The organism is Halomonas halodenitrificans DSM 735, from assembly GCF_000620045.1.
Lineage (GTDB): Bacteria > Pseudomonadota > Gammaproteobacteria > Pseudomonadales > Halomonadaceae > Halomonas > Halomonas halodenitrificans.
Genome location: NZ_JHVH01000019.1, coordinates 18,121 through 44,498, shown reverse-complemented (window position 1 = coordinate 44,498; position 26,378 = coordinate 18,121). Strand labels below are relative to the sequence as shown.

The following is a 26,378-nucleotide window of genomic DNA, read 5'->3' as shown; positions in this document are numbered from 1 at the left end:
CTCCGAACACTCGAGGAACGCTCATGTCCGGCAACACCTTCGGCAAGCTGTTTACCGTTACCACCTTCGGCGAAAGCCATGGCCCGGCGCTGGGCGCCATCGTCGACGGCTGCCCGCCGGGTCTGGCGCTCAGTGAGGAGGACCTGCAGCGCGACCTGGATCGCCGTCGCCCCGGGACCTCACGCCATACCACCCAGCGCCGCGAGCCCGATCGGGTGAGGATCCTCTCCGGGGTCTTCGAGGGGCGCACGACCGGCACCGCCATTGGTCTGCTGATCGAGAATACCGACCAGCGCTCCAAGGACTACTCGAAGATCAAGGACCAGTTCCGTCCTGCCCATGCCGACTACAGCTATCACCACAAGTACGGTATCCGCGACTACCGCGGTGGCGGACGCTCCAGTGCCCGGGAGACCGCGATGCGGGTCGCCGCCGGGGCCATTGCCAGGAAGTATCTCGAGGCGCGAGGCATCCGCGTCCGGGGCTACATGAGCCAGCTGGGGCCCATCGAGATCGCCTTCAAGAGCTGGGACGCGGTGGGCGACAACCCCTTCTTCTGCCCCGATGCCAGTCGCGTCGAAGAGCTCGAGGCCTATATGGATCAGCTGCGGCGGGATCAGGACTCGGTGGGGGCGAAGATCACGGTGGTGGCCGAGGGCGTGCCGCCGGGGCTCGGCGAGCCGGTGTTCGACCGCCTCGACGCCGAACTGGCGCATGGCCTGATGAGCATCAATGCGGTGAAGGGCGTGGAGATCGGTGACGGCTTCGCCTCCGTGGCCAGCCGTGGCAGTGAGCACCGCGACGAGATGACGCCCGAGGGCTTTCTCTCCAACCACGCCGGCGGCGTGCTGGGTGGTATCTCCAGCGGCCAGACGCTCGTGGCGCATCTGGCGCTCAAGCCCACGTCCAGCATCACCATCCCGGGCCGCAGCATCGATACCCATGGCGACCCGGTGGAGGTGATCACCAAGGGACGCCATGATCCCTGTGTGGGTATCCGGGCTACCCCGATCGCCGAGGCGATGATGGCCCTGACCCTGATGGATCATCTGTTGCGTCATCGCGGCCAGAATGCCGACGTCAGCGTCGAGACGCCGGTACTGCGTTGAGAGCACTGACGGCCATGAGGTGAAGGGCAAGCCGGAAGGGACTGCTACACTGCCAGTCGGATCAACGGACAGGGCATATATCATGAAGATCAACGTCGAATTTGACCTTACCCCCGATGAGTTTCGCCAGGCGCTGGGTCTGCCCGATGTGGCGGCCTTCCAGAAGGACCTGTTGGACCGGATACAGAAGCAGATGGAATCCGGCGTGGAGGGCTATGACCCGATGAGCCTGATGCAGCCCTTCCTTCAGCAGACGGGCATGGGGCAGGGCATGCCCCAGGATCTCTCCCAGGGCTTGTCCCGGGGGCTTTCCCAGGGACTGTCCAGCTTCGGTACCTATCAGCAGATGATGCTCGATATGCTCAAGCAGGCCGGCCAGTCCGGTGGGCAGTCTGGCGCCGAGGACGAGGAAGGCGCGGAGAATGACAAGAACCATGGCAAGAGCGAAAAGAGCGGCGCGAAGTCCAGGAGTGCCTCCAGCACGGCAAGCGGCAAGTCTTCCAGTCGTGCCAAGGCCAGCAAGGGGACGGCCACGGCCCGTTCACGGACCAAGCGCGATAGCTGAGGGAGGCGCCTCGGGGGGCATCACCTTGTCGATATGGCCTTGCAACCCCGGCGGTGGCAGTCTAGGCTTTTTGCGGTGCAGCATTGGTGGATGAGTCGGCCACCGCCTACGGCAAGGGCTGACCTCGAGCGCTGCCATGCAGCGCAATCCGATCCCTGACGGGGTCGCTGATCAGGCCGCCGTCCTCCGTGGGAGGGCGGCGGATCGTGCTATCTGACGTCGGCATGGCGTGGCCGGCGGACCGGGAGGGTTCTATGCAGCCAGGGATTCAAGCACCGACACAGGCCGAGCTGGAGGCGTGGAATTCCCACCTCCAGCAGGTCGGCGACGAGTACCGTCATCTGATGGGGGACCTGCTGGAGCGCATGGTGCCAAGCGACGCCGCCGATTCGGTATATGGAGACATGCGGGACAGCTTCCAGGCAGCGGCAGAATCGCTGATGCGCAATCCTCCCCAGCTCTGGCAGGCCCAGGCCCGACTGATTCAGGACCAGTGCCAGTTGTGGCAGAACGGCCTGCGGACCATGGCCGGCGAGCGGGTCGAGCCGCTGGTGACGCCGAGCAAGGGCGATCGCCGCTTCAAGGATGAGTCCTGGACCAGCGACCCTTACTACCTGGCCATCATGCAGCAGTATCTGCTCTTCTCGCGGCTGGTCGAGGAGCTGGTCGACGGACTGGACCTCCCCGACGAGCAGAAGAGCCGGCTGGCGTTCTATGCCCGTCAGATGGTCAATGCCATGTCGCCCACCAACTTCGTTGCCACCAACCCCGAAGTGATGCGCAAGACGCTGGAGACCCGCGGCCAGAACCTGGTGGATGGTCTCGCCAGGCTGCGCCAGGACCTTAGCAACTCCGCGGAGGGGCTCAACGTCACCATGACCGACCGCAGCGCCTTCGAAGTGGGCAAGAACATCGCCGTGACTCCCGGCTCCGTGGTCTATGAAAATGAACTGATTCAGCTGATCCAGTACGCTCCCAGCACCGAGCGGGTCTACAAGGAGCCGCTGCTGGTCGTGCCGCCCTGGATCAACAAGTACTACATCCTCGATCTACGCGAGGACAATTCCTTGGTCAGATGGCTGGTCGACCAGGGGCACAGCGTCTTCCTGATCTCCTGGCGCAATCCGGGGCCGGCACAGCACGATGTGACCTGGGCCGACTATATGCAGCTGGGACCCATCGCCGCCCTCGAGGCGATCGAGAAGGCCACCGGAGAGAAATCGGTTAACCTGCTCAGCTACTGCGTCGGCGGCACCCTGGCGGCCGCTACCGTGGCCTATCTCACCAGCACTCGCCGTGGGCGGCGGATCAAGTCGGCCACCTACATGACGACGCTGCAGGATTTCCGCGACCCCGGCGAGATCGGCGCCTTCCTCAGCGAGCCGGTGCTGTCCGGCATCGAGGCCCAGATGGCGCGCGACGGCTATCTCGACGGGCGTGTGATGGCCTTCAGCTTCAACCTGTTGCGCGAGAATGATCTCTTCTGGTCGTTCTACATCAGCAACTACCTGAAGGGGGATGTGCCGGCCCCCTTCGACCTGCTCTACTGGAACACCGATGGCACCAACCTGCCGGCGGCGACCCACGGCTGGTACCTGCGTCATATGTACATGGAAAACAAGCTGGTCGAGCCCGGTGGTATCGAGCTCGACGGCGTCAAGATCGACCTGCGCAAGATCTCCACACCCAGTTATTTCCTCTCCACCCGGGAGGACCACATCGCCAAGTGGAACAGCACCTACTACGGGGCCCTGCTGCCGAAGGGACCGGTGACCTTCGTGCTGGGCGGGTCGGGGCATATCGCCGGGGTGGTCAACCCGCCGCACAAGAACAAGTACGGCTACTGGACCAACGATGCGCTGCCCGAGACCCATGAGCAGTGGCTGGCCGGCGCCGAGCAGCATGAAGGCTCCTGGTGGCCGCACTGGCAGGCGTGGATGACCGACAACGGCTATGTGGATGCGGAGAAGGTGGTGACGGCGCGCCAGCCCGGCGACGGTGAGCTCTCCGTCATCGAGCCGGCACCCGGCCGCTACGTCAAGATGACCATTCCCGAGGTACTCGGCGAAGTACCGGTCGCGCCGGAGTCCTGAGCTATAAGCTATAAATAGAAGCGCTCAGCCGATCCATCGGCTGAGCGCTTCTTGGTTTTCGCTGCCATTTATATGGAGCTCCGGGCTTACGGCTTACGGCTTACGGCTCCCGGCTTACAGCTCCCGGCGAAGCCGGGCGTGGCGCAGTCGCAGGCCGGGCAGCACCAGCGCCGCGGCGAGTAGCCAGACGGGCCAGCTGCCGGTGCGGGTGAAGGGAGTCAGCCCCGTCATGGGCTGCACCTCGCCGGTCAGGCTGGTGACCTCGAACTGGGGGGCCCGGGCGGTGACACGGCCGCGGTCGTCGATGGTGGCGGTGACGCCATTGCTGGTGGCGCGAATCACATGGCGGCCGTTCTCCAGGGCGCGTAGCCGGGCCATCTGCAGGTGCTGCAGGGGCCCGATGGAGCGCCCGAACCAGGTGTCATTGGATACCGTCAGCAGGAGCGCCGAATGGCGCGCCTGGGCGGCGACACGGTCGGCATAGATGATCTCGTAGCAGATGGCATTGCCGATGGTGGTACCGGCCGCGCGCAGCGGCGGCTGGCTCTCCGGCCCGGGTGTCATGGCCGGCATCGGCAGGTTGAAGAAGGCGATGGTATCGGCGAGCAGGCTCTCCAGGGGGAGATATTCGCCAAAGGGCACCAGGTGCGTCTTGCGGTACTCGCCCTGCGCGTTGCCCAGGCCGACCACGCTATTGTAGTAGAGCCCCTCGCCGTCACGCTGCAGGATGCCGGTCAGCAGGGCGGTGTCGGGGGGCAGTCGGGACTGGACCCGTTCGAACACCGGCCGCGCCTCACGCTCGAACATGGGTAGCGCCGCCTCGGGCCAGATGATCAGGTCGTAGGCCTCATCGCCATGGGTTCGGGTCAGCTCGGTGTAGCGGTGGACCGCTTCCCGCTGGCCGTCGGCGGTCCACTTGATGGCCTGGTCGAGGTTGCCCTGGAGCAGGGCCACGCGAAGTGGCTGGCCGCTTGGGCTCGTCCACTGGGTGGGCAGCGCCAGAGGGGCGAGCCACAGGGCGGCGATGGGCAGGGCGGCCCACCAGCGGCGGCGAAGCAGCTCGACGCCCAGGGTGCCGGTGAGCGCGGTGATCAGCGAGAGCAGATAGACGCCGCCTATCGGGGCCCAGGGGGCGAGCGGAGAGTCAACCTGGGAGGTGCCCAGCAGCAGCCAGGGAAAGCCGGTGAACAGCCAGGTGCGCAGCCACTCTCCCAGGACCCAGGCACCGGCAAAGCTGAGCCAGGCCAGGCGCGGGCCGGCAAGGCGCCGGTAGAGCCACAGGGTGACCGCGGGGAAAAGCGCCAGGCCCGCGACGAATAGCGTGGTGAGCAACAGGGCCAGGGGGACGCCGGTATAGCCGTAGTCATGGATCGATACATAGACCCAGGAGGCACCGGAGCCGAATAGCCCCAGGCCGTAGCACCAGCCGCGCAGGGCGGCCTGGCCGGGTGTCAGGGACACGATGCCCAGATAGATCAGCCCCGCGGCCACCGGGCCTAGCCACCAGAGCTCGAAAGGGGAGGCGGTAAGCGTGGTGAGGCCGCCGGCGGCAACTGCCAGCAGGCAACCGAGGGCGGGGGAGTGGCGGAACGCTGGCATCTTGGCCCTCCGTGGCAGGCGTGTCAGTCGTTGTCGTCGGGGGTGTCGTCGGCGTCTGTGTCGCAGATTTCGGCTTCCAGCAGGCGAATACGCCGGTTATCGGCGTTCAGCACCGTGAAGCGCCAGCCACCGATAATGGCGTGTTCGCCGCGAGCGGGCAGGTGGCCGAAGCGCTGCATCACCAGGCCGCCGAGAGTGTCGAACTCCTCGTCGGAGAAGTGTGTCTCGAAGCGGTCGTTGAAGTCCTCGATGGGCGTCAGGGCACGGATCGCGTAGCGCTGCTCGCCGAGGTCGCGAATGTCCTCCTCGTCGTCGGCGTCATGCTCGTCCTCGATATCGCCGACGATCTCCTCGAGAATATCCTCGATGGTGACGATGCCGGCGGTACCGCCATACTCATCCACCACGATCGCCATATGGTTGTGAGTGCTCTGAAACTCCTTGAGCAGGCTATTCAGCCGCTTGGATTCCGGTACGAAAAGCGTCGGTCTTACCACCTCCTCGAGGCGGAAGGGCCTGCCGTTCTCCTGATTGTTGCGCAGCAGCGGCAGCAGGTCCTTGGCCAGCAGGATTCCCTTGACGTCATCGAGATTCTCGTCGATGACCGGATAGCGAGAGTGGCCGGTCTCGAGGATGACCGGCAGATATTCCTCCAGTGGCTGGTCGATGGCGATGGCGGTGACCTGGGAACGGGGCACCAGCACCTCGCGGACCTGCTGGTCACTGATCTTCAACGCCCCCTCGATGATCATCATGGCGTCCTGTTCGAGCTTCAGGCGGCTCGCCGCCTGGCGCAGAAACTCCAGCAGCTCGTCTCGCGAGCTGGGCTCGTCGCTGTCGCTGGAGAGTGCCCCCAGCAGTTTCTCGAGCCAGGAACGGCTGCCCTGGCCACTCGATCGATCTTCGCTCATGAGTCGGTTCTCTCGTCCTCGGATGCGGTCCGATAAGGGTCGGTGATGCCAAACTCGGTCAAGATCTCGCGCTCGAGGGTCTCCATGACGTCTGCCTCATCCTCCTCGAGATGATCGTAGCCAAGCAGGTGCAGGGTGCCGTGCACCACCATGTGAGCGTAGTGGTCGCCCAGGGGCTTGTCCTGCTCGGCGGCCTCTGCCACCACCACGGGGTGGCAGATAACCAGGTCGCCGAGCAGTGGCAGGCTGACGCCGGGGGGATTCTCGAAGGGGAAGGAGAGCACGTTGGTCGGCTTGTCCCTGTCGCGGTAGTCGCGGTTCAGCGCCTGGCTCTCCGGCGCGTCCACCAGGCGCACGGTGAGCTCGTGGCGCTCCTCGTCGTGATGGGCGAGCACTTTGCCGACCCAGCCCTCCAGTTCGGCCTGGGTCGGCAGGGTGTCGGCATCGATGGCGACCTGGCGATCCACCTGGAGGTGATTCATGATTCGCCCTGCTCGCGGTCGATGCGCGCCCGGCGCTCCTGGCGCAGGGTCTCGCGTTCCTGTTCCCGGGCTTCCTTGCGGGCGCGTTCGGCGGCCTCCTGGTCGGCCTCGAAGCTGTCGTAAGCCTCGATGATGCGCTGCACCAGAGGGTGGCGAACCACGTCCTTGGCAGCGAAGTGGGTGACGCCGATGCCGGGTGTGCCCTTGAGCACCTCGAGCACCTGAATCAGACCCGAGCTCTGGCCCCGGGGCAGGTCGACCTGGGTGACGTCGCCGGTGATGATCGCGGTGGAGCCGAAACCGATGCGGGTCAGAAACATCTTCATCTGCTCGCGGGTGGTGTTCTGGCTCTCGTCGAGGATGATAAAGGCGTTATTGAGGGTGCGCCCGCGCATATAGGCCAGCGGGGCGATCTCGATGACCTGGCGTTCGATCAGCTTGGCCACTTGCTCGAAGCCGATCATCTCGTAGAGGGCATCGTAGAGCGGGCGCAGGTAGGGGTCGATCTTCTGGGCGAGGTCGCCGGGCAGGAAACCGAGTTTCTCGCCGGCCTCCACCGCCGGGCGTACCAGCAGGATGCGGCGGACCTCCTGCTGATTGAGGGCCTCCACCGCCGCCGCCACCGCCAGGTAGGTCTTGCCGGTACCCGCGGGGCCGATGCCGAAGTTGATGTCATGGGAGCGAATGCTCTGCACATAGCCCTGCTGATTGAGGCCGCGAGGCTTGATCAGGGTGCGTGGCGTGCGAATCAACACCTCGGAGTCGCCGCTATCTCCCTCATCCTCCTCGAGCGCCTGCTGCCCGGATTCCTGCAGGAAAAGGTGCACGGTATCCGGTGTCAGGTCGCTGGCCTCGGTCTCGCGATAGAGATGCTCGAGGATATTGGCGGCGGCCTTGACCCGATGCATGGGCCCGGCCAGCTGGAAGATGTTGCCGCGGTTGCGCAGTGTAATGCCCAGGCGCGACTCCACCAGCTTGAGGTTCTCGTCGCGTTGGCCGCAGAGGTTGGCCAGGCGGCGGGGGTCGTTGGGTTCGAGGGTCAGAGTAATGATGCGGTTGGCCTGAGAGGATGGCTGGCTCAAGACGGACGAGTCCCCTGGATGATGAGTGTGCATTCAGCTTACTGCCGCGGCGGGCGCCGCGGCAAACGGAAGTGCCGGTCGCCGGGTCAGTAGACCGCCGGTGAGGCCAGCTCGCCGCGCAGCGAATTGGGCAGTGCCTCGCTGATCACGACGTCGACGAAGTAGCCGATCAGTTCGGTGGGGTTGGGCGCACGGAAGTTGACCACCCGGTTATTCTCGGTGCGACCGGAGAGCTGCCCCGGATCCCGCGGCGAGAAGCCGGTGACCAGGATGCGCTGGGTGGAGCCCACCATGCGCCGGCCGATCTGCGCGGCCTGCTGGTTGATGCGCTCCTGGAGAATCGCCAGGCGCTGCTTCTTGACGCTCTCCGGCGTGTCGTCGTCGAGGCTCGCCGCCGGCGTGCCGGGCCGTGCCGAATAGACGAAGCTGAAGGAGTGGTCGAAGCCAATGCGGTGAATCAGGTCCATGGTGGCCTCGAAATCCGCGTCGGTCTCGCCCGGGAAGCCGATGATGAAGTCCGAGGAGAAGCTGATGTCGGGCCGAAGCGCGCGAATGCGCTCCAGTTTCTCGACATATTCCTCTACACCATGACCCCGCTTCATGGCGGCGAGCACCCGGTCCGAGCCGGCCTGTACCGGCAGGTGCAGATGGCTGACCAGCTCGGGAATATCGCCATAGGCCTCGATCAGGCTGTCGGAGAACTCCACCGGGTGGGACGTGGTGAAGCGGATGCGATCGATGCCTTCCACCGCCGCCACGCAGGCGATCAGCTCGGCCAGGTCGATTTCATCTCCCAGCTGATTCATGCCGCGGTAGGCGTTGACGTTCTGGCCCAGCAGGTTGATCTCGCGAACGCCCTGGTCGGCCAGGTGAACGACCTCGTCCATCACCGCCTCGAAGGGCCGCGAGACCTCCTCGCCCCGGGTGTAAGGCACCACGCAGAAGGTGCAGTACTTGGAGCAGCCTTCCATGATCGACACGAAGGCGGTGGCGCCATCGGAGCTCGGCTTGGGCAGGTGGTCGAACTTCTCGATCTCCGGGAAGGTCACGTCGACCACCGAGATCTGATCCTGCTGGCGGGAGTCGAGCATGGAAGGTACCCGGTGCAGGGTCTGGGGCCCGAAGACCATATCGACATGGGGAGCGCGCTTGCGCAGTGCCTCGCCTTCCTGGCTCGCCACGCAGCCGCCGACCCCGATCACCAGGTCGGGGTTGCTCTCCTTGAGCTTCTTCCAGCGCCCCAGCTGGTGAAACACCTTCTCCTGAGCCTTCTCGCGGATCGAGCAGGTATTCAGCAGGATGACATCCGCCTCCTGCTCGCTGTCGGTGAGTTCGAGACGGTGAGATTCGCCGAGCAGATCCGCCATGCGGGCAGAATCGTACTCGTTCATCTGGCAGCCGTGTGTCTTGATGAAGAGTTTCTTCGCCATAAGAGTTGGGGTCGTGGCGCAAGGCGCCCGACGTATATCACCGGTGGGTTCTGGGATGCGCGTCGCTCACGGCAGTGGACCGCCGGGGCGCGGCAATGGATGGCGGTGGCCGTCTGGACCATCGTTGACAACAGGCGATCATTATACGTGTCGTGAACGCCGGGAGCCAGCCCGGGGGCGGGGCCTGGGCTGGAGAGCGTCAGGAGTGTGGTAATCTAGCGGCCCCGGCGAACGGTGCCAGGCATCCGCATATTGGTTACGCAGTGACCGCCGGCTCGCCGACAGAGTGGTGACGGCGGTGAGAGACGACTTTCCCAGGGTTGTCCCGGGGGTTGTCCACAGAAGCTGTGAATAACCATCCGGATACGCATCGGCCGGAGCCGTGGCGGTCAGGATCATGACTCGCATATACCACAACACACGAACAGGACCCGCTGATGTGCAACGTCAATCTACCGCGATGTCCCAAGCGCGACCGCCGGTGCTGAGCTGTCATGGAAAATGAATGGTTGTCTCGCTGGCGGGAAGGGCGCATTGGGTTTCATCGTGATGCCCCGCATCCCGCGCTCTGCCACCACTGGCCTCTGTTGGGTGTGTCGCCTGGCGTCAAGGTGCTGGTGCCCCTGTGCGGCAAGAGCCACGATATGCGCTGGCTGAGTCGTCATGAGCACCCGGTGCTGGGTATCGAGCTGGCGGCCCAGGCGGTCGAGCAGTTTCTCGCCGAAGGGAGTGAGCCCGTCTCGCGCTATCGACAGGCCGGGTTCGAGATAAGTCGACAGGTCAACGTCGAGCTCTGGTGTGGCGATTTCTTTCACTTCCATATCGACCAGGCGGCCGAGGTCGGCGCCTTCTATGACCGTGCCGCCCTGATTGCGTTGCCGCCCGCTACCCGTCAGCGTTATGCCTTCCATCTGGCGCAGCTGGTTCCGCCCGGGGCCAGGGGGCTGTTTATCAGCCTCAATCGTGCCGCGGGAGAGGAAGGAGCCGGCCCGCCGTTCCATGTGTCGGAAGCGGAACTGCGCGAGCTGTTCGCCCCCAATTTTCGAATGACCCTGCTGGAACAAGGCGCCCCGGAACCGGGCAGCGGCTTCCGGGAGCACGTCTGGGCCATGGTTCGCCGCGGCCCCGTCGAATAGCCCTTCAGCGGGCCAGAAGACGACCCAGTTCCGGGTCGCGGAAGGCCCGGTCCAGGCCGTCGGCGAGCAGGTCATTGACCATGCGGGTATTGGTCTTCTGACTCGGCTTGACGGCATAGCCCTGGGTGCGCCGAGAGGTATAGGTGCCGGTGTAGGTCGTGCCGCCATTGATCGCCTCGGCAACATACACGGCCTCCAGGCGTGCCTCGCCAATCACCGGTTGGCTCTTGCCGCGTTCATAGCCGAGGTGGTCGAGGGTCAGGACCAGGCTGGGGCGGCCTTCGGCTCGCTGGGTGGTGGGCGTAAAGCCCATGTCGCGCACGGCCCGCTCGGCTTCGTGCTGCAGCTTCGGCATCAGGTCGTGGGCGTAGACCGTGATCGTGGCGGTGGACATGGCGCTGCCGGTGCGGGTGCCGATGACGTCACTGTCGCGGCCATCGGCGGCAATGACCGTGACCGACTGGCCGCTGCCGGCCGTCGGCACCTGAGTGCTGCGCTTCGGGTCAAGCTGCAGGGTCTGAGGGGCGGCACAGCCGGCCAGCCAGCCGGCGGCGATCAGGGGCAGGGCCAGGCGCATAAGGCGTCGACGCAGCATTAAGTAGCTCCCGTATGAAGGATGAATGTCGGCCGAGCAGTATAGCGCCCACGGCGTCCTTTTTGGGTGTCGCCAGTGTGGGTGTCACGAGTGTGGGTGTCACAAGCCCCCTTCGGGATGGGGCGTTGACGAAGTCCCGGGCGCCCCGGAGTCGATAGCGCCTCCGGGGCGGGGGCGGGCCACCGAGCTCAGGCGGCGATGGCCCGGAACTCTCGGCCGGGGGTATCACTGAAGCGGTGCCAGTGGCGCGGAATGACATACAGCCGCTGGCCGCGGGTGAGGGCGAGGCGCTCGTAGTCGGCGTGGCGTACGGTGGCCAGCCAGGGGGCGGCCAGCCAGTCCGCGGCGACTTCGATGCGTACCTCGGCACCCACCGGGGAAATGGCCGTGACGGTCACCGGCAGCTGGGCCTCCGGGGTGGGCGCCTGGGTCAGGCGTACCTCGTGGGGCCGCAACAGCAGTTCCTGGTGGCCGTCGGGCAGGTCTACTGCAAGCCGCGCGTCACCACAGGTCAGGACGCCATCCTGCACCTCGCCTTCCAGATGATTGACATCGCCCAGGAACTCGAACACGAAGCGGTTGGCCGGCGTACGGTAGAGGGCATCCGGGGTATCGATCTGTTCGATGCGGCCGTGACTCATCACCGCGACGCGGTCGGAGAGCTCCAGGGCTTCCTCCTGGTCATGGGTCACGAACAGGCTGGTGAAGCCAAGCTCATCGTGCAGCTGGCGCAACCAGCGGCGCAGCTCCTGACGCACCTTGGCATCCAGGGCCCCGAAGGGCTCGTCGAGGAGCAGCACGTCGGGGCGCAGGGCCAGCGCCCTGGCCAGAGAGACGCGCTGCTGCTGGCCGCCGGACAGCTGAGCCGGATAGCGTCCGGCGAAGCGCTCGAGCTGCACCATCTCCAGCAGGCGGTGGACCCGGGCCCGAATCTCGCCGCTGGAGGGCCTTTCACGCCGTGGCAACACGGTGAGGCCGAAGGCCACGTTGTCGAACACCGTCATATGCCGGAATAACGCGTAGTGCTGAAAGACGAAGCCGATGCGCCGGTCGCGCACGTGAACGTCGGTGACATCGCGGTCGCCGAACAGGATGCGCCCGGCCGGGTCGCGGTCGGGGGATTCGAGGCCGGCGATGATGCGCAGCAGGGTGGTCTTGCCCGAACCCGAGGGGCCGAGCAGGCCTACCAGCTCGCCGTCGGCGACCTCCAGGTTCACCGGCTCCAGGGCGCGGTTCGCGGTATGCCCGGGACGGCCCTTGCCTGTATGACCCCCGCTTGTATGACCATAGTGCTTGGCGATATCGGTCAATCGGATGCTCATGGGGTAACCTCCTGGCGTGCGGTGCGCCATTCCAGGCCGGCCTTGGCGGCCAGGGTGAACAGGGCGATCAGCGCCAGCAGGGCGGCGCTGGCGAAGGCGCCCACGGCGTTATAGTCCTGGTAGAGCTGCTCCAGGTGCAGGGGCAGGGTCATGGTCTGGCCGCGAATGGCACCGGAGACCACCGAGACGGCGCCGAACTCGCCAACCGCCCGGGCATTGGTCAGGACCACGCCATAGAGCAGCGCCCAGCGGATGTTGGGCAGGGTCACCCGGCGGAAAATGGTCCAGCCCGGCGCGCCCAGGGTCACGGCGGCCTCCTCCTCGCGGGAGCCCTGGGCCTGCATCAGCGGGATCAGTTCCCGGGCGACGAAGGGGCTGGTCACGAAGACCGTCACCATCAGGATGCCCGGCCAGGCGAACATCAGCTGGATATCATGGGCATCGAGCCAGCCGCCGATCCAGCCGTTGCGTCCGTAGAGCAGCAGGTAGATGAGGCCGGCCACCACCGGTGATACCGCGAAGGGAATATCGATCAGCGTCTGCAGCAGGCGCCGTCCGGGGAACTCGAAGCGTGTTACCAGCCAGGCCAGGGCTACCCCGAACGTCAGGCAGATGGGGATGGTCAGCGTGGCGATCAACAGCGTCAGGCCGATGGCGGCCAGGGCGTAGCGATCGCTGATATTGCTCCAGAACACGCCGACTCCCTGGGAGAAGGCCTGGGCGAAGATGGCCACCAGCGGCAGCAGCAAGAAGAGTCCCGCCAGGAGCACGGCGGCGCCGACCAGCAGGCGGCGCACGGCGGGGGCATCACCGATACGCTGCATCAGCCGCGTCCTCCGTGTAACCGCTTGATAAAGTGCCCCTGCCAGACGTTGATCGCCAGCAGCAGGGCGAGGGAGACGGCCAGTACCACCGAGGCAATCGCCGAGGCGCCGGCATAGTCGTATTCCTGCAGCTTGACGAAGATCATCAGTGCGGTGATCTCGGTCTCGAAGGGGGCGTTGCCGGCGATGAAGATGATCGCCCCGAACTCGCCCAGCGAGCGCACGAAGGCGAGCCCGGTGCCGGTGACCAGTGCCGGCCACAGGTAGGGCAGGATCACGCGGCGAAAGCCGGTGGCGTCGGAGGCGCCCAGGGTCATGGCGGCTTCATCCACCTCGGGGGGAAGGTCCTCCAGCACGGGTTGCACCGTGCGCACCACGAAGGGAATGCTGGTGAAGGCCATGGCCAGGGCGATCCCGACCCAGGTGTAGGCGACCTTGAGGCCCAGGGGCTCGAGCAGGCCGCCGACCCAGCCGTTGCCCGCATAGAGAGTGGCCAGGGTGATGCCCGCCACCGCCGTGGGCAGTGCGAAGGGTAGATCCATCAGGGCGTCGAGCAGGCGCTTGCCGGGGAAGTCGTAGCGCACCAGCACCCAGGCCAGCAGCAGGCCGAAGGCGGCGTTGGCCAGCGCCGCCAGTGCGGCGGCGCCGATGGTCACCGTATAGCTGGCCACCACCCGGCCATCGCTGATGATGGCCCAGTACTCGGCGAGGCTGAGCCCCTTGAGCTGGCCCACCAGGCCGGTCATCGGCAGCAGCAGTACCAGTGACACGAATGTCAGGCTGATGCCCAGCGACAGGCCGAAGCCAGGCAGTACGCGGCGACGGGGCAGGGGAAGAGCCAGGGCACTCATCGGTCGTCTCCCGAGGCTCAGCGGCGTTGCAGCTGGTCGAGCTGGCCGCCGCTGCCGAAGTGGGTATCCATGGCCGCGTCCCAGCCGCCGAAGACATCCTCGACGCGCAGCAGCTCGGTCTCGGGGAACTGCTCGGCGAATTCCTCGGCCACCGTCTCGTCGTGCACGCGGTAGTTGAAGCCGGCCAGCTGGCGCTGGGCCTCTTCGCTGTAGAGGTACTCCACATAGGCCTGGGCCAGCGCCTCGGTGCCGTTGCGCTCGGCGTTGGGCTCGACCACCGCCACCGGGAACTCGGCCAGGATGCTGACCGGCGGCACGATCACCTCGTAGTCATCGCTGCCGTACTCGCCGCGGATGTTGTTGACCTCGGACTCGAAGCTGATCAGCACATCGCCGATGCCCCGCTCGATGAAGCTGGTGGTGGCGCCGCGGCCGCCGGTATCGAACACCACCACGTTGCTCAGGAAATCGCCCATGAAGTCCTGAATCCTGGCCTCATCCCCGTCGAACTGATTATCCGCGAAGCCCCAGGCGGCCAGGTAGGTATAGCGGCCGTTGCCCGAGGTCTTGGGATTGGGGAAGACGATTTCCACGCCTTCATCGTCCAGGTCATCCCAGCTTTCGATGCCCTTGGGGTTGCCCTTGCGCACCAGGAAGGCGGTGGTGGAGTAGTAGGGCGAGGCATTGTTGGGCAGCTGCTGTTGCCAATCCTCGGCCACCAGGCCGTCGTCGGCCAGCACCTGGACGTCGGTGACCTGATTGTAGGTCACCACGTCGGCGCGCAGCCCCTGAAGAATGGCGCGAGCCTGGGCGGAGGAGCCGCCATGGGACTGCTGGATGGCCACGTCCTCGCCTTCACTTTCCTGCCAGTGGGCGATGAATTCCGGATTGACCGCCGCGAACAGCTCCCGGGCAATATCGTAGGAGGAGTTGAGCAGTTCGCGCTCGGCGGCGGCGGCCGGGGCGGCGAGTCCTGCCCCCAGGGCAATGGCGAGCAGGGTGCGCGGAAAGCGAGGGTCGAGGGTCATGGAGAGGCTCCGAATAGTCGATGGTAAGCGTTGGGATAAGGTTATGGGGTGATAAAAGTAATTACAATAATATTTGTTATTCTATTTTGTGATATATCTCTGCGCCCCGGGCATCCTCGTGCCTGCCGTCGTAGGGGAGGTCTGGTAGACTGTTGCCCCTCGTTTTCGACCCGGGACCCCGCCATGACCGACCCGAACCGCGATTTCCTGATTGCGCCCTCGATCCTTTCCGCCAACTTCGCGAGGCTGGGAGAGGAAGTGGACGACGTCCTCGCCTCCGGCGCCGATATCGTCCACTTCGATGTAATGGACAACCACTATGTGCCCAACCTGACCATCGGGCCCATGGTCTGTGAGGCACTCAGAAAGCACGGCGTGACGGCGCCCATCGACGTGCACCTGATGGTGCGCCCGGTGGATCAGCTGATCGGTGACTTTATCGACGCCGGGGCCAGCATCATTACCTTCCACCCCGAGGCCTCCGACCATATCGACCGCTCGCTGCAGCTGATTCGCGACGGCGGCTGCCGTGCCGGCCTGGTCTTCAATCCGGCCACACCGCTGTCCTATCTCGACTATGTGATGGACAAGGTCGACATGGTGCTGCTGATGAGCGTCAACCCCGGCTTCGGCGGGCAGTCGTTCATTCCCGCCACCCTCGACAAGCTGCGCGAGGCGCGCCGGCGCATCGATGCCTCCGGCCGCGATATTCGCCTCGAGGTGGATGGCGGGGTCAAGGTGGAGAATATTGCCGAGGTCGCGCGGGCCGGGGCCGACACCTTCGTCGCCGGCTCGGCGGTGTTCAAGGCCCGCAACGCGGCGGACCCGCACCGCTATGACGGCGTGATTCGCGACCTCCGCGAACAGCTGGCCGGCGCGCGCTGAGGGCTTGAGCGAGCGTCGCGCCCTTTCGGAGGCGCTCGAGCCGACGGGCCAGGCGAGGGTGTGGTACCTCTATATGCTGGAGACGGCCGGCGGAGCGCTCTACACCGGCATTACCACCGACGTCGACCGGCGCCTGGCCCAGCATCGGGCGGGGCGCGGCGCCAAGGCGCTGCGTGGCAAGGGGCCCTTGACGCTGCGCCATCAGGAACCGGTGGGCGACCACGGCACGGCTCTGCGCCTTGAGGCCGAGATCAAGCGCCTCACGGCCGCCCGCAAGCGGGCCTGGCTGCATCAGCGGACCGAAGATGCCTCAGTGTAGCTTGAGGCGAGGCCGAATGAACCGGTTCAACCCATCGACCAGGACGATGATCCCGGTCTTGAGGCTGCCGTGAACCGCCCTCTGGTGCAGCCGGTAGAGCGAGACGTAGAAGAACTTGGCCAGATGGCCCTCGACGAACAGGCGCCGTGCCGAGGCGCCGCGCATCAGGGTGCCGATCGCCTCGAAATGCGCCAGCGAGATCAGCGAGCCGCGGTCGCGGTACACGAAGGGCTTGAGCGGCTTGCCGTCGATCTGGGCACGCAGATTCCGGTAAAGCCGCTGGGCCTGCTGGTGAGCGGCCTGGGCACGGGGCGGCACGCTGCTGCCGTCTGCCTGGGGGCAGCTGGCGCAGTCGCCGAAGGCGAAGATATCCGGGTCATCGACGCTGCGCAGGGTGTCGTCCACGACGATACGCTGGCCCTTGGCCAGGGTCAGGCCCAGCTCGGTGAGGATGTCGGGTGCCTTGATACCCGCCGCCCAGACGGCCAGGTCGGTGGCGATGCGCTGGCCATCGGCAGTATGGATGGCGTCGGCCTCGACCTGGGTGACCCGCGTGGCGGTGAGGACCTGCACGCCCAGGCCCTGGAGCTCATCGCGGACCGCCTGGCGAACGCGCTCGGGAAGGGCCGGCAGCACATCATCGGCGGCCTCGATGAGGTGGATATCGAGCTGATGGTGGTCCAGTTCGGTGACACCGTAGCTATGCAGCATCAGCAGGGCGTCGTAGAGCTGGGCGGCGAGTTCCACCCCGGTGGCGCCGCCCCCCACGATGCCTACCCGTAGCCGCGGGGACTCGTGCTGTGCGGCGGCACTGTAGCGCAGGAAGGTGTCGAGCATGTCGCGGCGGAAGGCCTCGGCCTGCCCGGGGCTATCGATAAAGTGACAGTATTCGGCCACACCAGGGGTGGCAAAGTCGTTGCTGACGCTGCCCAGCGACAGCACCAGCCGGTCGTAGGCCAGCTCGCGAGCCGGCAGGATTTCCTCGCCGTCGTCGTCGAGCATCGCGGCGAGATGCAGTCGGCGTCGCTGCCGGTCGAGCCCACGCAGGGTGCCGCGCTGGAAGCGGTAGCCATTGCCGCGGGCATGGCTGGCATAGGCGATCTCGTCGAGACCCGAGTCGAGGGCGCCGGTGGCGACCTCGTGGAGCAGCGGCTTCCAGATGTGGGTCGGGCTGTGGTCGACCAGCACGATCTCGGCTCGGCCACGCCGGCCCAGGCGCCGACCCAGGCGGGTCACCAGCTCCAGGCCACCGGCGCCGCCGCCGACCACCACGATTCTCGGTATGCTCATAAGAGAACTCCTCGGCAAGTGAAAGAAAGCACCAGCATAGGCCTGGTGGCATTCCCTGCCCATGGTTCGTGCGGCACAATATGGCTTTTACTGCCCTGGAGTCAGCGCATGCATCCCATTCTGGAAGGCGTCGAACTGGTGGCCTTCGACCTCGACGGTACCCTGATCGATTCGGTGCCCGACCTGGCCATCGCCGTGGATGCCGCCCTGGCCGAGCTGGGCCTGGCCGCCGTCGGCGAGGCCCGGGTGCGCGACTGGGTGGGCAATGGCTCGCTGGTACTGATGGAGCGGGTGTTGCGGTTTATTGCTCACATAAACGAGGGAGTCGGCGAGGCTGATCCGGCGACTGATATCCGAGGGGGCGCTGTGAACCCCTCCCTGGGCGCTACCGATGCCGTCCCTGGCATAGGACCCCCTCTACTATCAGTCCCCGGCGCCTCGCCTGCTGGCCCTTCGCCAGATGGATCCTTGCCAGAGGGCCTGCTGGATCGCGCCCATCAGGCCTTTCTGGAGCACTATGCCCGTGCGCCCGGGATCCATACCCGGCGCTACCCCGGGGTGCGCGAATGCCTGGATGGACTGCGGGGGCGCGGCCTGCCCCTGGCACTGGTGACCAACAAGCCCGAGGCCTTCATCGCGCCGCTGCTGGAGGGGCTGGGCCTGGCCGACGATTTCGCGCTCTGCCTGGGGGGCGACAGCCTGGCCGAGAAGAAGCCCCACCCGGCACCGCTTTTACATGTTGCCTCGCATTTCGCCATTTCTCCGGCGGCCTGCCTGATGGTGGGTGACTCGCGTCATGATATCGCCGCGGGCAAGGCGGCGGGATTCCGCACCCTGGCGGTCCCCTACGGCTACAACCATGGCGAACCGGTGCGCGACAGTGGCCCGGATGGCGTGGTTGAATCGCTGGCGGAACTCGTTTAACGTAAATTCGGCTATTGCGATAAGGTAGAGCCTTTTCAATATGTTATTACTATAAGCCGCGGACACCACACGATGCCCACCCGCACTCAGTCGGACCTTACTCTTCACACTCGCGCTGCCCGCGCCGCTGCCCGCCTGCCCGCTCCCTGCAGCTGGCGATGGTGACGCTCACTTCGCCCTTGGTCGTGGCTGCCTGAGCCGCCGCGGCACCCGCGTTAACCACCGCTAACCGTTTTACCGAGGAGCCCGGGCATGATGTCCCCCGAACGCTTTCAGCAGCTGGCCGATGCCGGCTATAACCGCATTCCGGTCACCCGCGAGGTGCTGGCCGATCTCGATACCCCGCTTTCCACCTACATGAAACTCGCCAATGCGCCCTGGACCTTCCTGCTGGAGTCGGTGCAGGGCGGCGAGAAGTGGGGGCGCTACTCGATCATCGGACTGCCCTGTCGCGAGCGTATCGAAGTCCGTGGCTTCAGCATCAGCCATATCGTCGACGATGAGCTGCAAGGGGCCGCCGAGGTGCAGGATCCCCTCGAGTGGATCGAGCAGTTCCAGGCGCGCTTCAAGGTTCCGCGCCTGGACGACCAGCCCCGCTTCGATGGTGGCCTGGTGGGCTATTTCGGCTACGACACCATTCGCTATATCGAGCCGCGCCTGCGCAGCGAGGCCGCCGCCGCCAAGCCCGACCCACTGGGTGTGCCGGATATCCTGCTGATGGTGTGCGATGAGCTGGTGGTGTTCGATAACCTCTCCGGCCGACTGACCCTCTGGACCCACGCCGATCCGGCAGAGCCCGAGGCTCATGCCCGGGCGTCGGGCCGTCTCGATGCCCTGGAACAGCAGCTACGCAGCGCCACCCTCAACACCGCCAACCCGGGGACCGGCAGCGCCGCGGTGGAAGAGGGCGACTTCGCCTCCGGCTTCACCGAGGGAGGCTTCAAGGCGGCGGTCGAGACCATCAAGGAATATGTGCTGGCCGGCGACGTCATGCAGTGCGTGCCCTCCCAGCGCATGTCGATTCCCTACCGTGCCGCCCCGCTGGATCTCTATCGGGCGCTGCGCAGCCTTAACCCATCGCCCTACATGTTCTTCCTCGACCTGGGAGACCACCAGGTGGCCGGTTCTTCGCCGGAAATCCTCACCCGCCTGGAGGAGGGCGAAGTGACGGTGCGCCCCATCGCCGGCACCCGCAAGCGCGGCCGCACCGAGGAGGAGGACCAGGCCCTGGAAGAGGAGCTGCTGGCCGACCCCAAGGAACGCGCCGAGCACCTGATGCTGATCGACCTGGGACGCAATGACGTGGGCCGCATCAGCGAGACCGGCTCGGTCAGGGTCACCGAGGAGATGGTGGTGGAGCGCTACTCCCACGTCATGCACATCGTCTCCAATGTCACCGGGCGGCTCTCCCCGGGACTCAGCGCCATGGACGCCCTGCGCGCCACCTTCCCGGCGGGTACCGTCTCCGGTGCCCCCAAGATCCGTGCGCTGGAGATCATCGACGAGCTGGAGCCGGTCAAGCGCGGCATCTATTCCGGCGCGGTCGGCTATCTCTCCTGGCATGGCAACCTGGACACCGCCATCGCCATTCGCACGGCGGTGATCAAGGATGGCCAGCTGCACGTCCAGGCCGGGGCCGGGATCGTCGCCGATTCGGTACCCGAGATGGAGTGGCAGGAGACTCTCAACAAGGGGCGCGCCCTGTTTCGCGCCGTGGCCATGGCCGAACACGGCCTGGATAACCTCGAATAGCCCGGTGGCGGAGAGTTCCATGAAAGTCTGCATGATCGACAATTACGACAGCTTTACCTTCAATGTGGTGCAGTACCTCGCCGAGCTGGGAGCCGAGGTCGAGACCCATCGCAACGATGCCATCACCCTGAAGGATATCGAGGCCCTGGCCCCGACCCATCTGGTGATCTCCCCGGGGCCCTGCACGCCCGACCAGGCGGGCATCTCCATGGAGGCCATTCGACACTTCGCCGGCAAGTTGCCGATACTCGGCGTCTGCCTGGGGCATCAGGCCATCGGCCAGGTCTATGGCGGCAGGGTAGTGCGTGCCCCGGAGGTGATGCACGGCAAGACCTCGGCCATCCGCCACACCGGTCAGGGCGTGTTCGCCGGCCTCGACGACCCCCTGGAGGTCACTCGCTATCATTCGTTGACCGTGGATCGCGAGGGGCTGCCCGACTGCCTGGAGGTCACCGCCTGGACCGATGACCAGGATATTACCCCGGGGTTGATCATGGGGCTTCGCCACCGGGCGTTGGACGTAGAGGGGGTGCAGTTCCACCCCGAATCGATCCTGACCCGCCAGGGCCATGAGCTGCTGGCCAACTTCCTTAAGCGCCGCCCCCAGGCGCCGCTGGGCCGAGACTGATTCGAGGAGACCGATAATGCAGATGCGAGACGCCCTCGGTGCCCTGATGCGCCGCGAAGACCTCAGCTTCGCCGAGACGCATCAGATCATGCGACAGATCATGACCGGGGAGGCCAGTGAACCCCAGGTCGCCGCCTTCCTGATGGGCATGGCCATGAAGGGGGAAACCGCCGAGGAAATCAGTGCCGCCGCCCAGGTGATGCGTGAGTTGATGACGCCGGTTCATCTCCAGGCGGATCATGTGGTGGATATCGTCGGTACCGGCGGTGACGGTGCCAACCTGTTCAATGTTTCCACCGCGGCCAGCTTCGTGGTGGCCGCCGCCGGTGGTCACGTGGCCAAGCACGGTAACCGGGGAGTCTCGTCCTCCTCGGGCAGCGCCGATCTGTTCGCCGTGGCGGGCATCCATATCGATCTCGATGCCGAGCAGGCGGCGCGCTGCATCGAGCAGGTGGGCGTGGGCTTCATGTTCGCCCCCAACCACCATCCGGCGATGCGCCATGCGGTGGTACCGCGGCGTGAAATGGGGGTGCGTACCCTGTTCAATATCCTGGGGCCGTTGACCAACCCGGCCGGTGCACCGAACCAGGTGCTGGGGGTCTATGCCCCGGAGCTGGTGCCGTTGATGGCCGAGGTGCTGCGTCGCCTGGGAAGCCATCATGTGCTGGTGGTGCACGCCGAGGATGGCCTGGACGAGGTCTCCGTGGCCGAGCCGACCCGGGTGGCGGAGCTCAGGGACGGCGAGATCCACGAATACGTGATCACCCCCGAAGACCTGGGGATCCCGCGTCAGTCACTCGACCCGCTGCGAGTCGCATCCGCCGAGGACAGCCTGCGCCTGGTGGAGCAGGCCCTGAAGGGCGAGGGGCCGGCGGCCGATATCGTGTCGCTGAATGCCGGTGCGGCCCTGTATGCCGCCGATGTGGCCGACAGCTTGAAGGAGGGGGTGGCCCTGGCCCAGGATGCCCAGGCCTCGAAGCTCCCCCTCGAGAAACTCAAGGAGCTGACCAGCTTCACTCGCGTCTTCCTGCAATAAGCGTTCTCCCTCAGGAGTCACACCATGACCGTATCCCCGGGGGCGACCCCTACCATCCTGACCCGTATCCTCGACCGCAAGAACGAGGAAGTCAGCCAGCGTGCCCGCGCCGTGCCGGAGGCCGAGCTATTGCGCCTGGCCGCCGAGCAGGACTCGCCGCGGGGCTTCGTGGCGGCGCTGGCGGCGCGTAGCGCCGAGGGTGATCCGGCGATCATCGCCGAGGTCAAGAAGGCCTCGCCCTCCAAGGGGGTGATCCGCGAGGATTTTCACCCCGGTGCCATCGCCGCCAGCTATGCCGCGGGCGGTGCCGCCTGCCTCTCGGTGCTCACCGACAGCGACTTCTTTCAGGGCCATGAGGACTACCTGATCGAGGCCCGCGATGCCTGTTCGCTGCCGGTGATCCGCAAGGACTTCATCACCCACGGCTACCAGGTCAGCGAGGCGCGCGCCATCGGCGCCGACTGCATTCTGCTGATCGTCGCCGCCCTGGAGGACCGGCAGATGGCCGACCTTCACCGCCAGGCCACGGAGCTGGGCATGGACGTGCTGGTGGAGGTCCACGACGCCCTGGAGCTGGAGCGAGCCCTCGAACTGGACCTTACCCTGGTGGGCATCAACAATCGTGACCTGCACACCTTCGATACCACCCTCGATACCACCCTCGAGCTGCTGCCCCGTATCCCGCAGGGCGTCACCGTGGTCACCGAGTCCGGCATCCACACCCCCGGCGACGTGTTGCGCATGCGCGAGCACGACGTCAATGCCTTCCTCGTCGGCGAGGCCTTCATGCGCCAGCCCGACCCGGGTGAGGCCCTGCGGCGGCTGTTTTTCTAGCCGGACGTTCGCCACTCAACCATGCGGGGTCATCGGGCGTCGTCGCCACCACGCCAGCCGGTCAGCGCATCCAGAAGCGCGACGGCAAAGGAGGCCGCAAAGGCGCCCGTCAGGGTAAGCGCCACCCGCGAGAGCATGGCGTAACCGGCATCCTGGGTGGACAGGGCGCCGGCAATCAACGACAGCATGACGGAAAGCGCATACTGATAGACATTACTGGGTTGGGGACCCTTCAGCATGCCGCTGGCGAGCGCCAGGCAAGCCAGAAAGATCAGAGCCAGCAGGACGGGCAAGTGCGGTGACAGGGTGAACACTGCCAGGACGCCCAGCGCCATCATGCCGCCGTAAAGGGTGGCACGAATGCGCTGCCGGGCTTCGAAGAAGACGGCTCGGCGCGTGGGGAAGACCAGCACCATGGCGGCGATGACCGCCATCATCATGTCCGAGGGCTGCATCACCGAGTAAAGCCAGAAGCTCAGCCCCAGCAACACGGTGGCCCGGATGGCGGCACCTACGGTCACATTGCCGCCCCCCGGCCGAGGAGTATCAATATGCAGTTCGGTGGTGCGCGGCGGGAACAACAGATAGGCGAGCGGGGCTAGAACCAGCGCCACCAGGGATGCCTGCAGGAAGCCATCGCGCAGCGATTCCACCGTCGCCGATCCATGCATGCCCATGACCGACATCAATACGGTAATCACCACGATCAGCATGCCGGCGGGGGCCCCGGTGGCGAGGATCGCCTTGAATCCGGCGAAATACAGCAGCCACATCACGCCCATATACACCAGTGGCATGGTGCGCAGTTCATTGACGAGCCACGCCATGATGAAGGTCATCACCACCATGGCGACGGGACCCCCAATTGCCTTGCCCACGCTGAAGGCCTTGCGTTGGGCACCGATCAATCCGATGGGCAGCGCCGCGATGATCGGTGGCAAGGCGGGATCAATCAGCACCACGGCGACATAGGAAAGCATGCCCACCAGGGCCAGGCGCAGGGCAAACAGTGGGTCTTCGCCGGCATGCGGGCGCGGGGTGACATACATACACTGACCTCAATGCAGGTAGCTGGCCCAGGACTGCAGCCGTTGCAGGCCGCGGGCTATCCAGGTGATCGGGTTGCCACTGTCGCCGGTCAGCACGGTGACATCCACCTTGCCGCCTACGCGAACCTGTTTCGGCCAGTCTTCCATGCCGCCTGCCAGCTCGATGCGCACCGGAATTCGCCGCGCCGGTTCGAACCAGCGGTTATTGGGCTGGCTGACCACCAGGCCTTCCTGCGTATTGCGCCCCGGGTTTATGCCCCAGGCAATGCTTTGTACTCGACCCTCGTAGATCGTGCCGGGCACCGCGTCAAACAGCACCCGAGCGGTATCGCCCGGGTCGAGGTTCTGCAGCTGGTTTTCGCGCAGATCCACCGTGACCCAGGCCGCCCTGGCATCAATAAAGGTCATGGCCGGATTGCCTGCACTGATGAACTGGCCTTCCGACAGAGTGACATTGGTGATCACTCCGAAATGCGGTGCTTTCACCGTGGTCGACGTCAGGTCGTACTGGGCCTGCTCCAGCTTCGATTCGGCCGCGAGAATGGCTGGGTTGTCCTCGCCCTGGGAGCCAAGCTGGGCCCGGGCGCTCTCGAGGTTGGCCCGAGCGCTGTCCAGCCTCGACTCGGCATCCGCCAGCTGGGCGCGAGCGTCGTCTGCCTTGTCGACGGAAATCACACCACGCTGCTCCAGCCGTAGCATTCGATCCGCCTTGGAACGCGCATTATCGAGGGCCACGCGGGCCTGGGTAACCTCGGCCTGAGCCGCTACCAGCGATGCACTGGATGCACTGACATTCTGGGCGGCGGTCTCGAGATTCGCTTGCGCCTGTCGTACGGCCAGCTGGAAGGGGCGATCATCAATGGCAAACAGCGGATCGCCGGCTTCCACCACGGCATTATCTTCGACCAGTATCTCGGTCACCTGGCCCGAAACTCGTGGTGCGATCCGTGCGACGTGCGCGGAGACAATGCCGCGTGATGATGACGGTGCCAGGCGATCACTCAGTGCATAGATCACCACGAACATGACCAGTAATACCAGCACCAGGAGGGTAATGATCCTGGCCGGGCTTCCTGTCTTATTCGGATTCTCGCTGGCTTCGGGGGTGGCACTTTCCCCGCCATTGGCTTCGGCGGGTTCCCCGACATCACTGCTGGCGCCGCCGGTGTGCGGTCGTTCCTCGCTATCACTCATCCTCTTCCCCCTGGCGATGGTTCGGGCGGACTCGCCATGGCGTCTGGCCCGCCGCGCCGACTCGTCCGGCGATATCCCTGGTGGCCTAGTTGCCCTCGGACGGCTCCTGGGCGGCGTCGTGGTCCATCAGATAATCGGCCACCGCCTGGTAGGCGGGCAGGGAGGTGGCATCGTTTGCCGCGTTGGCCGCCACCGGGTGTGACGCAAAGCGTACGATGACCATGTCTGCCGTGGGGTCGATATAGAGGGTCTGACCGTGAACGCCCCGCGCGGCGAAGGCGCCGTGATCGTTATGGGTCATCCACCACATGTCCTTGTAGGACCAGCCCTCGAGCTCGGGATGGTCGGACCTGGCGAAGGCCTCCTGGCTGCCGCCCGCACGCATATCGGCAATGGCGGCCTGGGGCAGGATTTGCTCGCCTCGCCAGGCACCATCGTCCAGCAGCATCTGGCCGACACGTGCCATGTCCCGCAATCCAGCGCTCAGGCCGCCCCCGGATGCGGGCATGCCCTTGGCGTCCACCTGATAATAGGCCGACTGCTCCATGCCCAGCCGGCTCCAGATCGTCGTCGACAGCAACTCCGCCAGCGATGTGTCCGCGGCCCGGGAAACGATCCAGCCCAGCGCGTCGGCGTTGGGGGTCTTGTACGCGAAGGCGTCCCCGTGAGCGCATTGCGGCTCTTTCTCGAGGGTTTTCAGGTAGTCAAAGGTACCGGACGGGCCGTTGTCGCTTCCGGCCCGAGGCAGGGGATTGCTGGCCTTGGCATAGTCCCAGATTTCCGCTTCCGGATCGGCGTAGTCCTCGCTGTACGCCAGGCAGGTGGTCATGTTCATGACCTGTCCTACCGTCGCGTCACCGAAGGCCGAGTCCGCCAGTTCGGGGACATAATCCGTCACCGCCGCCTCGCGATCCAGTTTGTCCTCGGCCACCAGCGTCGCGGCCAATATGCCGGTGAAGGACTTGGTGACCGACATGGCGGCATGCTTGCGGTCCTCCTTCATCTCGGCGAAGTAGCGCTCGTACACCGGTTTGCCATGGTGGAGGATCATAATGCCATCCGTGTAGTTCTCCGCGAGCGAGGCCTGCCAGGTCATCGGCTCGTCGCCCCCACGGGGGGTGAACTCAACGTCATCGATCCCGGAATCCAGCGCATACTCGAACTCGTTCGGCGCCCCCAGCCCGCGTGACACATTCACCGTGGGGAGGAATTGGCGCATGTGCACCACGCTCCAGCGTAGCGCCGGGAACTCGAAAAAGGATCCGTCGACGGCGCTCAGGGTGTGCTCCTTGCATCCAGCCCATCTCGACGGGGTCGCTGTCTTGGGCGGAGAGCGGCTGCCCCTGGGGTTGCGCCAGGGCCTGGGAGGTGAAGGCGCTTGTGACGAACAACAGAGACGATGCGAGACCGTAGCCTGGGAGGCTTGTAAGCATGAGAGCT

General features: G+C 65.6%; 25 protein-coding genes. 11 read left to right on the top strand and 14 right to left on the bottom strand.

Features of this window, described 5'->3' with window-relative positions; translation table 11 throughout:
* Positions 1-23 precede the first annotated feature (23 nt).
* The 3 genes from aroC to phaC all read left to right on the top strand — a co-directional run bounded on the left by aroC (position 24) and on the right by phaC (position 3,767).
* Positions 24-1,109, top strand: coding sequence for a chorismate synthase (gene aroC / locus Q358_RS0109950; RefSeq protein ID WP_027961899.1), 1,086 nt, complete (start codon positions 24-26; stop codon positions 1,107-1,109).
* Between the two features lie 82 nt (positions 1,110-1,191).
* Positions 1,192-1,674 carry a hypothetical protein gene (locus Q358_RS0109945; RefSeq protein WP_027961898.1) on the top strand — a complete coding sequence of 161 codons (483 nt, stop codon included), beginning with the start codon at positions 1,192-1,194 and terminating at the stop codon, positions 1,672-1,674.
* A 254-nt stretch (positions 1,675-1,928) separates the two neighbouring features.
* The gene (phaC, locus tag Q358_RS0109940) at positions 1,929-3,767 is read left to right on the top strand and encodes a class I poly(R)-hydroxyalkanoic acid synthase (protein ID WP_027961897.1); all 1,839 of its coding nucleotides are present in this window, start codon (positions 1,929-1,931) and stop codon (positions 3,765-3,767) included.
* A gap of 114 nt (positions 3,768-3,881) precedes the next feature.
* Here the strand turns inward: phaC and lnt are convergent, their stop codons facing one another.
* From lnt to miaB, 5 genes are all read right to left on the bottom strand, one after another.
* Positions 3,882-5,366: an apolipoprotein N-acyltransferase gene (gene lnt / locus Q358_RS0109935; RefSeq protein ID WP_027961896.1), complete on the bottom strand. Its 1,485-nt coding sequence runs from the start codon at positions 5,364-5,366 to the stop codon at positions 3,882-3,884.
* Positions 5,367-5,389: 23 nt separating this feature from the next.
* Positions 5,390-6,277 carry a CorC family transporter gene (locus Q358_RS0109930; protein ID WP_027961895.1) on the bottom strand — a complete coding sequence of 296 codons (888 nt, stop codon included), beginning with the start codon at positions 6,275-6,277 and terminating at the stop codon, positions 5,390-5,392.
* Positions 6,274-6,759: an rRNA maturation RNase YbeY gene (gene ybeY, locus Q358_RS0109925; RefSeq protein ID WP_027961894.1), complete on the bottom strand. Its 486-nt coding sequence runs from the start codon at positions 6,757-6,759 to the stop codon at positions 6,274-6,276. Before ybeY ends, Q358_RS0109930 begins: the two co-directional genes overlap by 4 nt.
* Positions 6,756-7,841, bottom strand: a complete 1,086-nt coding sequence (locus Q358_RS0109920; RefSeq protein ID WP_027961893.1) for a PhoH family protein — start codon at positions 7,839-7,841, stop codon at positions 6,756-6,758. The genes ybeY and Q358_RS0109920 overlap by 4 nt, the downstream gene beginning before the upstream one ends.
* A gap of 86 nt (positions 7,842-7,927) precedes the next feature.
* Positions 7,928-9,271: a tRNA (N6-isopentenyl adenosine(37)-C2)-methylthiotransferase MiaB gene (gene miaB / locus Q358_RS0109915; RefSeq protein ID WP_027961892.1), complete on the bottom strand. Its 1,344-nt coding sequence runs from the start codon at positions 9,269-9,271 to the stop codon at positions 7,928-7,930.
* A gap of 494 nt (positions 9,272-9,765) precedes the next feature.
* On the opposite strand from miaB, the gene Q358_RS0109910 reads away from it, so the two are divergent.
* Positions 9,766-10,407 (top strand): class I SAM-dependent methyltransferase, encoded by a 642-nt coding sequence (locus tag Q358_RS0109910; protein WP_027961891.1) that lies wholly within the window; start codon positions 9,766-9,768, stop codon positions 10,405-10,407.
* A 4-nt stretch (positions 10,408-10,411) separates the two neighbouring features.
* Here the strand turns inward: Q358_RS0109910 and Q358_RS0109905 are convergent, their stop codons facing one another.
* The 5 genes from Q358_RS0109905 to cysP form a co-directional block, all read right to left on the bottom strand.
* The gene (locus tag Q358_RS0109905) at positions 10,412-11,002 is read right to left on the bottom strand and encodes a YajG family lipoprotein (protein WP_027961890.1); all 591 of its coding nucleotides are present in this window, start codon (positions 11,000-11,002) and stop codon (positions 10,412-10,414) included.
* A 188-nt stretch (positions 11,003-11,190) separates the two neighbouring features.
* Entirely contained in the window at positions 11,191-12,324 is a 1,134-nt protein-coding gene (locus Q358_RS0109900; protein WP_027961889.1) for a sulfate/molybdate ABC transporter ATP-binding protein, read from the bottom strand.
* Positions 12,321-13,148: a sulfate ABC transporter permease subunit CysW gene (gene cysW / locus Q358_RS0109895; protein WP_027961888.1), complete on the bottom strand. Its 828-nt coding sequence runs from the start codon at positions 13,146-13,148 to the stop codon at positions 12,321-12,323. Before cysW ends, Q358_RS0109900 begins: the two co-directional genes overlap by 4 nt.
* Positions 13,148-13,999, bottom strand: coding sequence for a sulfate ABC transporter permease subunit CysT (gene cysT / locus Q358_RS0109890; RefSeq protein ID WP_027961887.1), 852 nt, complete (start codon positions 13,997-13,999; stop codon positions 13,148-13,150). The genes cysW and cysT overlap by 1 nt, the downstream gene beginning before the upstream one ends.
* A 17-nt stretch (positions 14,000-14,016) precedes the next feature.
* Positions 14,017-15,027 (bottom strand): thiosulfate ABC transporter substrate-binding protein CysP, encoded by a 1,011-nt coding sequence (gene cysP / locus Q358_RS0109885; protein WP_027961886.1) that lies wholly within the window; start codon positions 15,025-15,027, stop codon positions 14,017-14,019.
* 183 nt (positions 15,028-15,210) lie between these two features.
* On the opposite strand from cysP, the gene rpe reads away from it, so the two are divergent.
* Positions 15,211-15,912, top strand: coding sequence for a ribulose-phosphate 3-epimerase (rpe, locus tag Q358_RS0109880; protein WP_027961885.1), 702 nt, complete (start codon positions 15,211-15,213; stop codon positions 15,910-15,912).
* A 4-nt stretch (positions 15,913-15,916) separates the two neighbouring features.
* A complete protein-coding gene (locus tag Q358_RS0109875) occupies positions 15,917-16,231 on the top strand; it encodes a GIY-YIG nuclease family protein (protein ID WP_342665553.1) in 315 nt (104 codons plus the stop codon).
* Here Q358_RS0109875 and Q358_RS0109870 read toward each other — a convergent pair.
* Positions 16,223-17,521, bottom strand: coding sequence for an NAD(P)/FAD-dependent oxidoreductase (locus Q358_RS0109870; RefSeq protein ID WP_027961883.1), 1,299 nt, complete (start codon positions 17,519-17,521; stop codon positions 16,223-16,225). The genes Q358_RS0109875 and Q358_RS0109870 overlap by 9 nt on opposite strands.
* Positions 17,522-17,629: 108 nt before the next feature.
* Here Q358_RS0109870 and gph point away from each other — a divergent pair, with 108 nt between their 5' ends.
* The 5 genes from gph (at position 17,630) to trpC (ending at position 22,695) form a co-directional block, all read left to right on the top strand.
* Positions 17,630-18,445, top strand: a complete 816-nt coding sequence (gph, locus tag Q358_RS0109865) for a phosphoglycolate phosphatase (protein ID WP_027961882.1) — start codon at positions 17,630-17,632, stop codon at positions 18,443-18,445.
* Between the two features lie 255 nt (positions 18,446-18,700).
* Positions 18,701-20,197, top strand: a complete 1,497-nt coding sequence (gene trpE / locus Q358_RS0109860) for an anthranilate synthase component I (protein ID WP_027961881.1) — start codon at positions 18,701-18,703, stop codon at positions 20,195-20,197.
* A 19-nt stretch (positions 20,198-20,216) separates the two neighbouring features.
* On the top strand, positions 20,217-20,825 hold the full coding sequence (locus Q358_RS0109855) for an anthranilate synthase component II (protein ID WP_027961880.1): 609 nt from the start codon (positions 20,217-20,219) through the stop codon (positions 20,823-20,825).
* A gap of 16 nt (positions 20,826-20,841) precedes the next feature.
* The gene (gene trpD / locus Q358_RS0109850; protein WP_027961879.1) at positions 20,842-21,861 is read left to right on the top strand and encodes an anthranilate phosphoribosyltransferase; all 1,020 of its coding nucleotides are present in this window, start codon (positions 20,842-20,844) and stop codon (positions 21,859-21,861) included.
* 24 nt (positions 21,862-21,885) lie between these two features.
* A complete protein-coding gene (trpC, locus tag Q358_RS0109845) occupies positions 21,886-22,695 on the top strand; it encodes an indole-3-glycerol phosphate synthase TrpC (protein ID WP_027961878.1) in 810 nt (269 codons plus the stop codon).
* Positions 22,696-22,724: 29 nt separating this feature from the next.
* Here the strand turns inward: trpC and Q358_RS0109840 are convergent, their stop codons facing one another.
* The 3 genes from Q358_RS0109840 to Q358_RS17110 all read right to left on the bottom strand — a co-directional run bounded on the left by Q358_RS0109840 (position 22,725) and on the right by Q358_RS17110 (position 26,157).
* Positions 22,725-23,744 carry an FUSC family protein gene (locus tag Q358_RS0109840; RefSeq protein WP_027961877.1) on the bottom strand — a complete coding sequence of 340 codons (1,020 nt, stop codon included), beginning with the start codon at positions 23,742-23,744 and terminating at the stop codon, positions 22,725-22,727.
* 9 nt (positions 23,745-23,753) lie between these two features.
* Positions 23,754-24,938: an HlyD family secretion protein gene (locus Q358_RS0109835; protein WP_084286510.1), complete on the bottom strand. Its 1,185-nt coding sequence runs from the start codon at positions 24,936-24,938 to the stop codon at positions 23,754-23,756.
* 85 nt (positions 24,939-25,023) lie between these two features.
* Positions 25,024-26,157 carry a serine hydrolase domain-containing protein gene (locus Q358_RS17110; protein ID WP_245598307.1) on the bottom strand — a complete coding sequence of 378 codons (1,134 nt, stop codon included), beginning with the start codon at positions 26,155-26,157 and terminating at the stop codon, positions 25,024-25,026.
* Between the last annotated feature and the right edge of the window lie 221 nt (positions 26,158-26,378).

Bases quoted from the DNA above. Each gene is read 5' to 3' on its own strand.
- aroC (WP_027961899.1), top strand. From the start codon at position 24: ATGTCCGGCAACACCTTCGGCAAGCTGTTTACCGTTACCACCTTCGGC.
- Q358_RS0109945 (WP_027961898.1), top strand. From the start codon at position 1,192: ATGAAGATCAACGTCGAATTTGACCTTACCCCCGATGAGTTTCGCCAG.
- phaC (WP_027961897.1), top strand. From the start codon at position 1,929: ATGCAGCCAGGGATTCAAGCACCGACACAGGCCGAGCTGGAGGCGTGG.
- lnt (WP_027961896.1), bottom strand. From the start codon at position 5,366: ATGCCAGCGTTCCGCCACTCCCCCGCCCTCGGTTGCCTGCTGGCAGTT.
- Q358_RS0109930 (WP_027961895.1), bottom strand. From the start codon at position 6,277: ATGAGCGAAGATCGATCGAGTGGCCAGGGCAGCCGTTCCTGGCTCGAG.
- ybeY (WP_027961894.1), bottom strand. From the start codon at position 6,759: ATGAATCACCTCCAGGTGGATCGCCAGGTCGCCATCGATGCCGACACC.
- miaB (WP_027961892.1), bottom strand. From the start codon at position 9,271: ATGGCGAAGAAACTCTTCATCAAGACACACGGCTGCCAGATGAACGAG.
- Q358_RS0109910 (WP_027961891.1), top strand. From the start codon at position 9,766: ATGGAAAATGAATGGTTGTCTCGCTGGCGGGAAGGGCGCATTGGGTTT.
- Q358_RS0109905 (WP_027961890.1), bottom strand. From the start codon at position 11,002: ATGCTGCGTCGACGCCTTATGCGCCTGGCCCTGCCCCTGATCGCCGCC.
- Q358_RS0109900 (WP_027961889.1), bottom strand. From the start codon at position 12,324: ATGAGCATCCGATTGACCGATATCGCCAAGCACTATGGTCATACAAGC.
- cysW (WP_027961888.1), bottom strand. From the start codon at position 13,148: ATGCAGCGTATCGGTGATGCCCCCGCCGTGCGCCGCCTGCTGGTCGGC.
- cysT (WP_027961887.1), bottom strand. From the start codon at position 13,999: ATGAGTGCCCTGGCTCTTCCCCTGCCCCGTCGCCGCGTACTGCCTGGC.
- cysP (WP_027961886.1), bottom strand. From the start codon at position 15,027: ATGACCCTCGACCCTCGCTTTCCGCGCACCCTGCTCGCCATTGCCCTG.
- rpe (WP_027961885.1), top strand. From the start codon at position 15,211: ATGACCGACCCGAACCGCGATTTCCTGATTGCGCCCTCGATCCTTTCC.
- Q358_RS0109870 (WP_027961883.1), bottom strand. From the start codon at position 17,521: ATGAGCATACCGAGAATCGTGGTGGTCGGCGGCGGCGCCGGTGGCCTG.
- gph (WP_027961882.1), top strand. From the start codon at position 17,630: ATGCATCCCATTCTGGAAGGCGTCGAACTGGTGGCCTTCGACCTCGAC.
- trpE (WP_027961881.1), top strand. From the start codon at position 18,701: ATGTCCCCCGAACGCTTTCAGCAGCTGGCCGATGCCGGCTATAACCGC.
- Q358_RS0109855 (WP_027961880.1), top strand. From the start codon at position 20,217: ATGAAAGTCTGCATGATCGACAATTACGACAGCTTTACCTTCAATGTG.
- trpD (WP_027961879.1), top strand. From the start codon at position 20,842: ATGCAGATGCGAGACGCCCTCGGTGCCCTGATGCGCCGCGAAGACCTC.
- trpC (WP_027961878.1), top strand. From the start codon at position 21,886: ATGACCGTATCCCCGGGGGCGACCCCTACCATCCTGACCCGTATCCTC.
- Q358_RS0109840 (WP_027961877.1), bottom strand. From the start codon at position 23,744: ATGTATGTCACCCCGCGCCCGCATGCCGGCGAAGACCCACTGTTTGCC.
- Q358_RS0109835 (WP_084286510.1), bottom strand. From the start codon at position 24,938: ATGAGTGATAGCGAGGAACGACCGCACACCGGCGGCGCCAGCAGTGAT.
- Q358_RS17110 (WP_245598307.1), bottom strand. From the start codon at position 26,157: ATGCGCCAATTCCTCCCCACGGTGAATGTGTCACGCGGGCTGGGGGCG.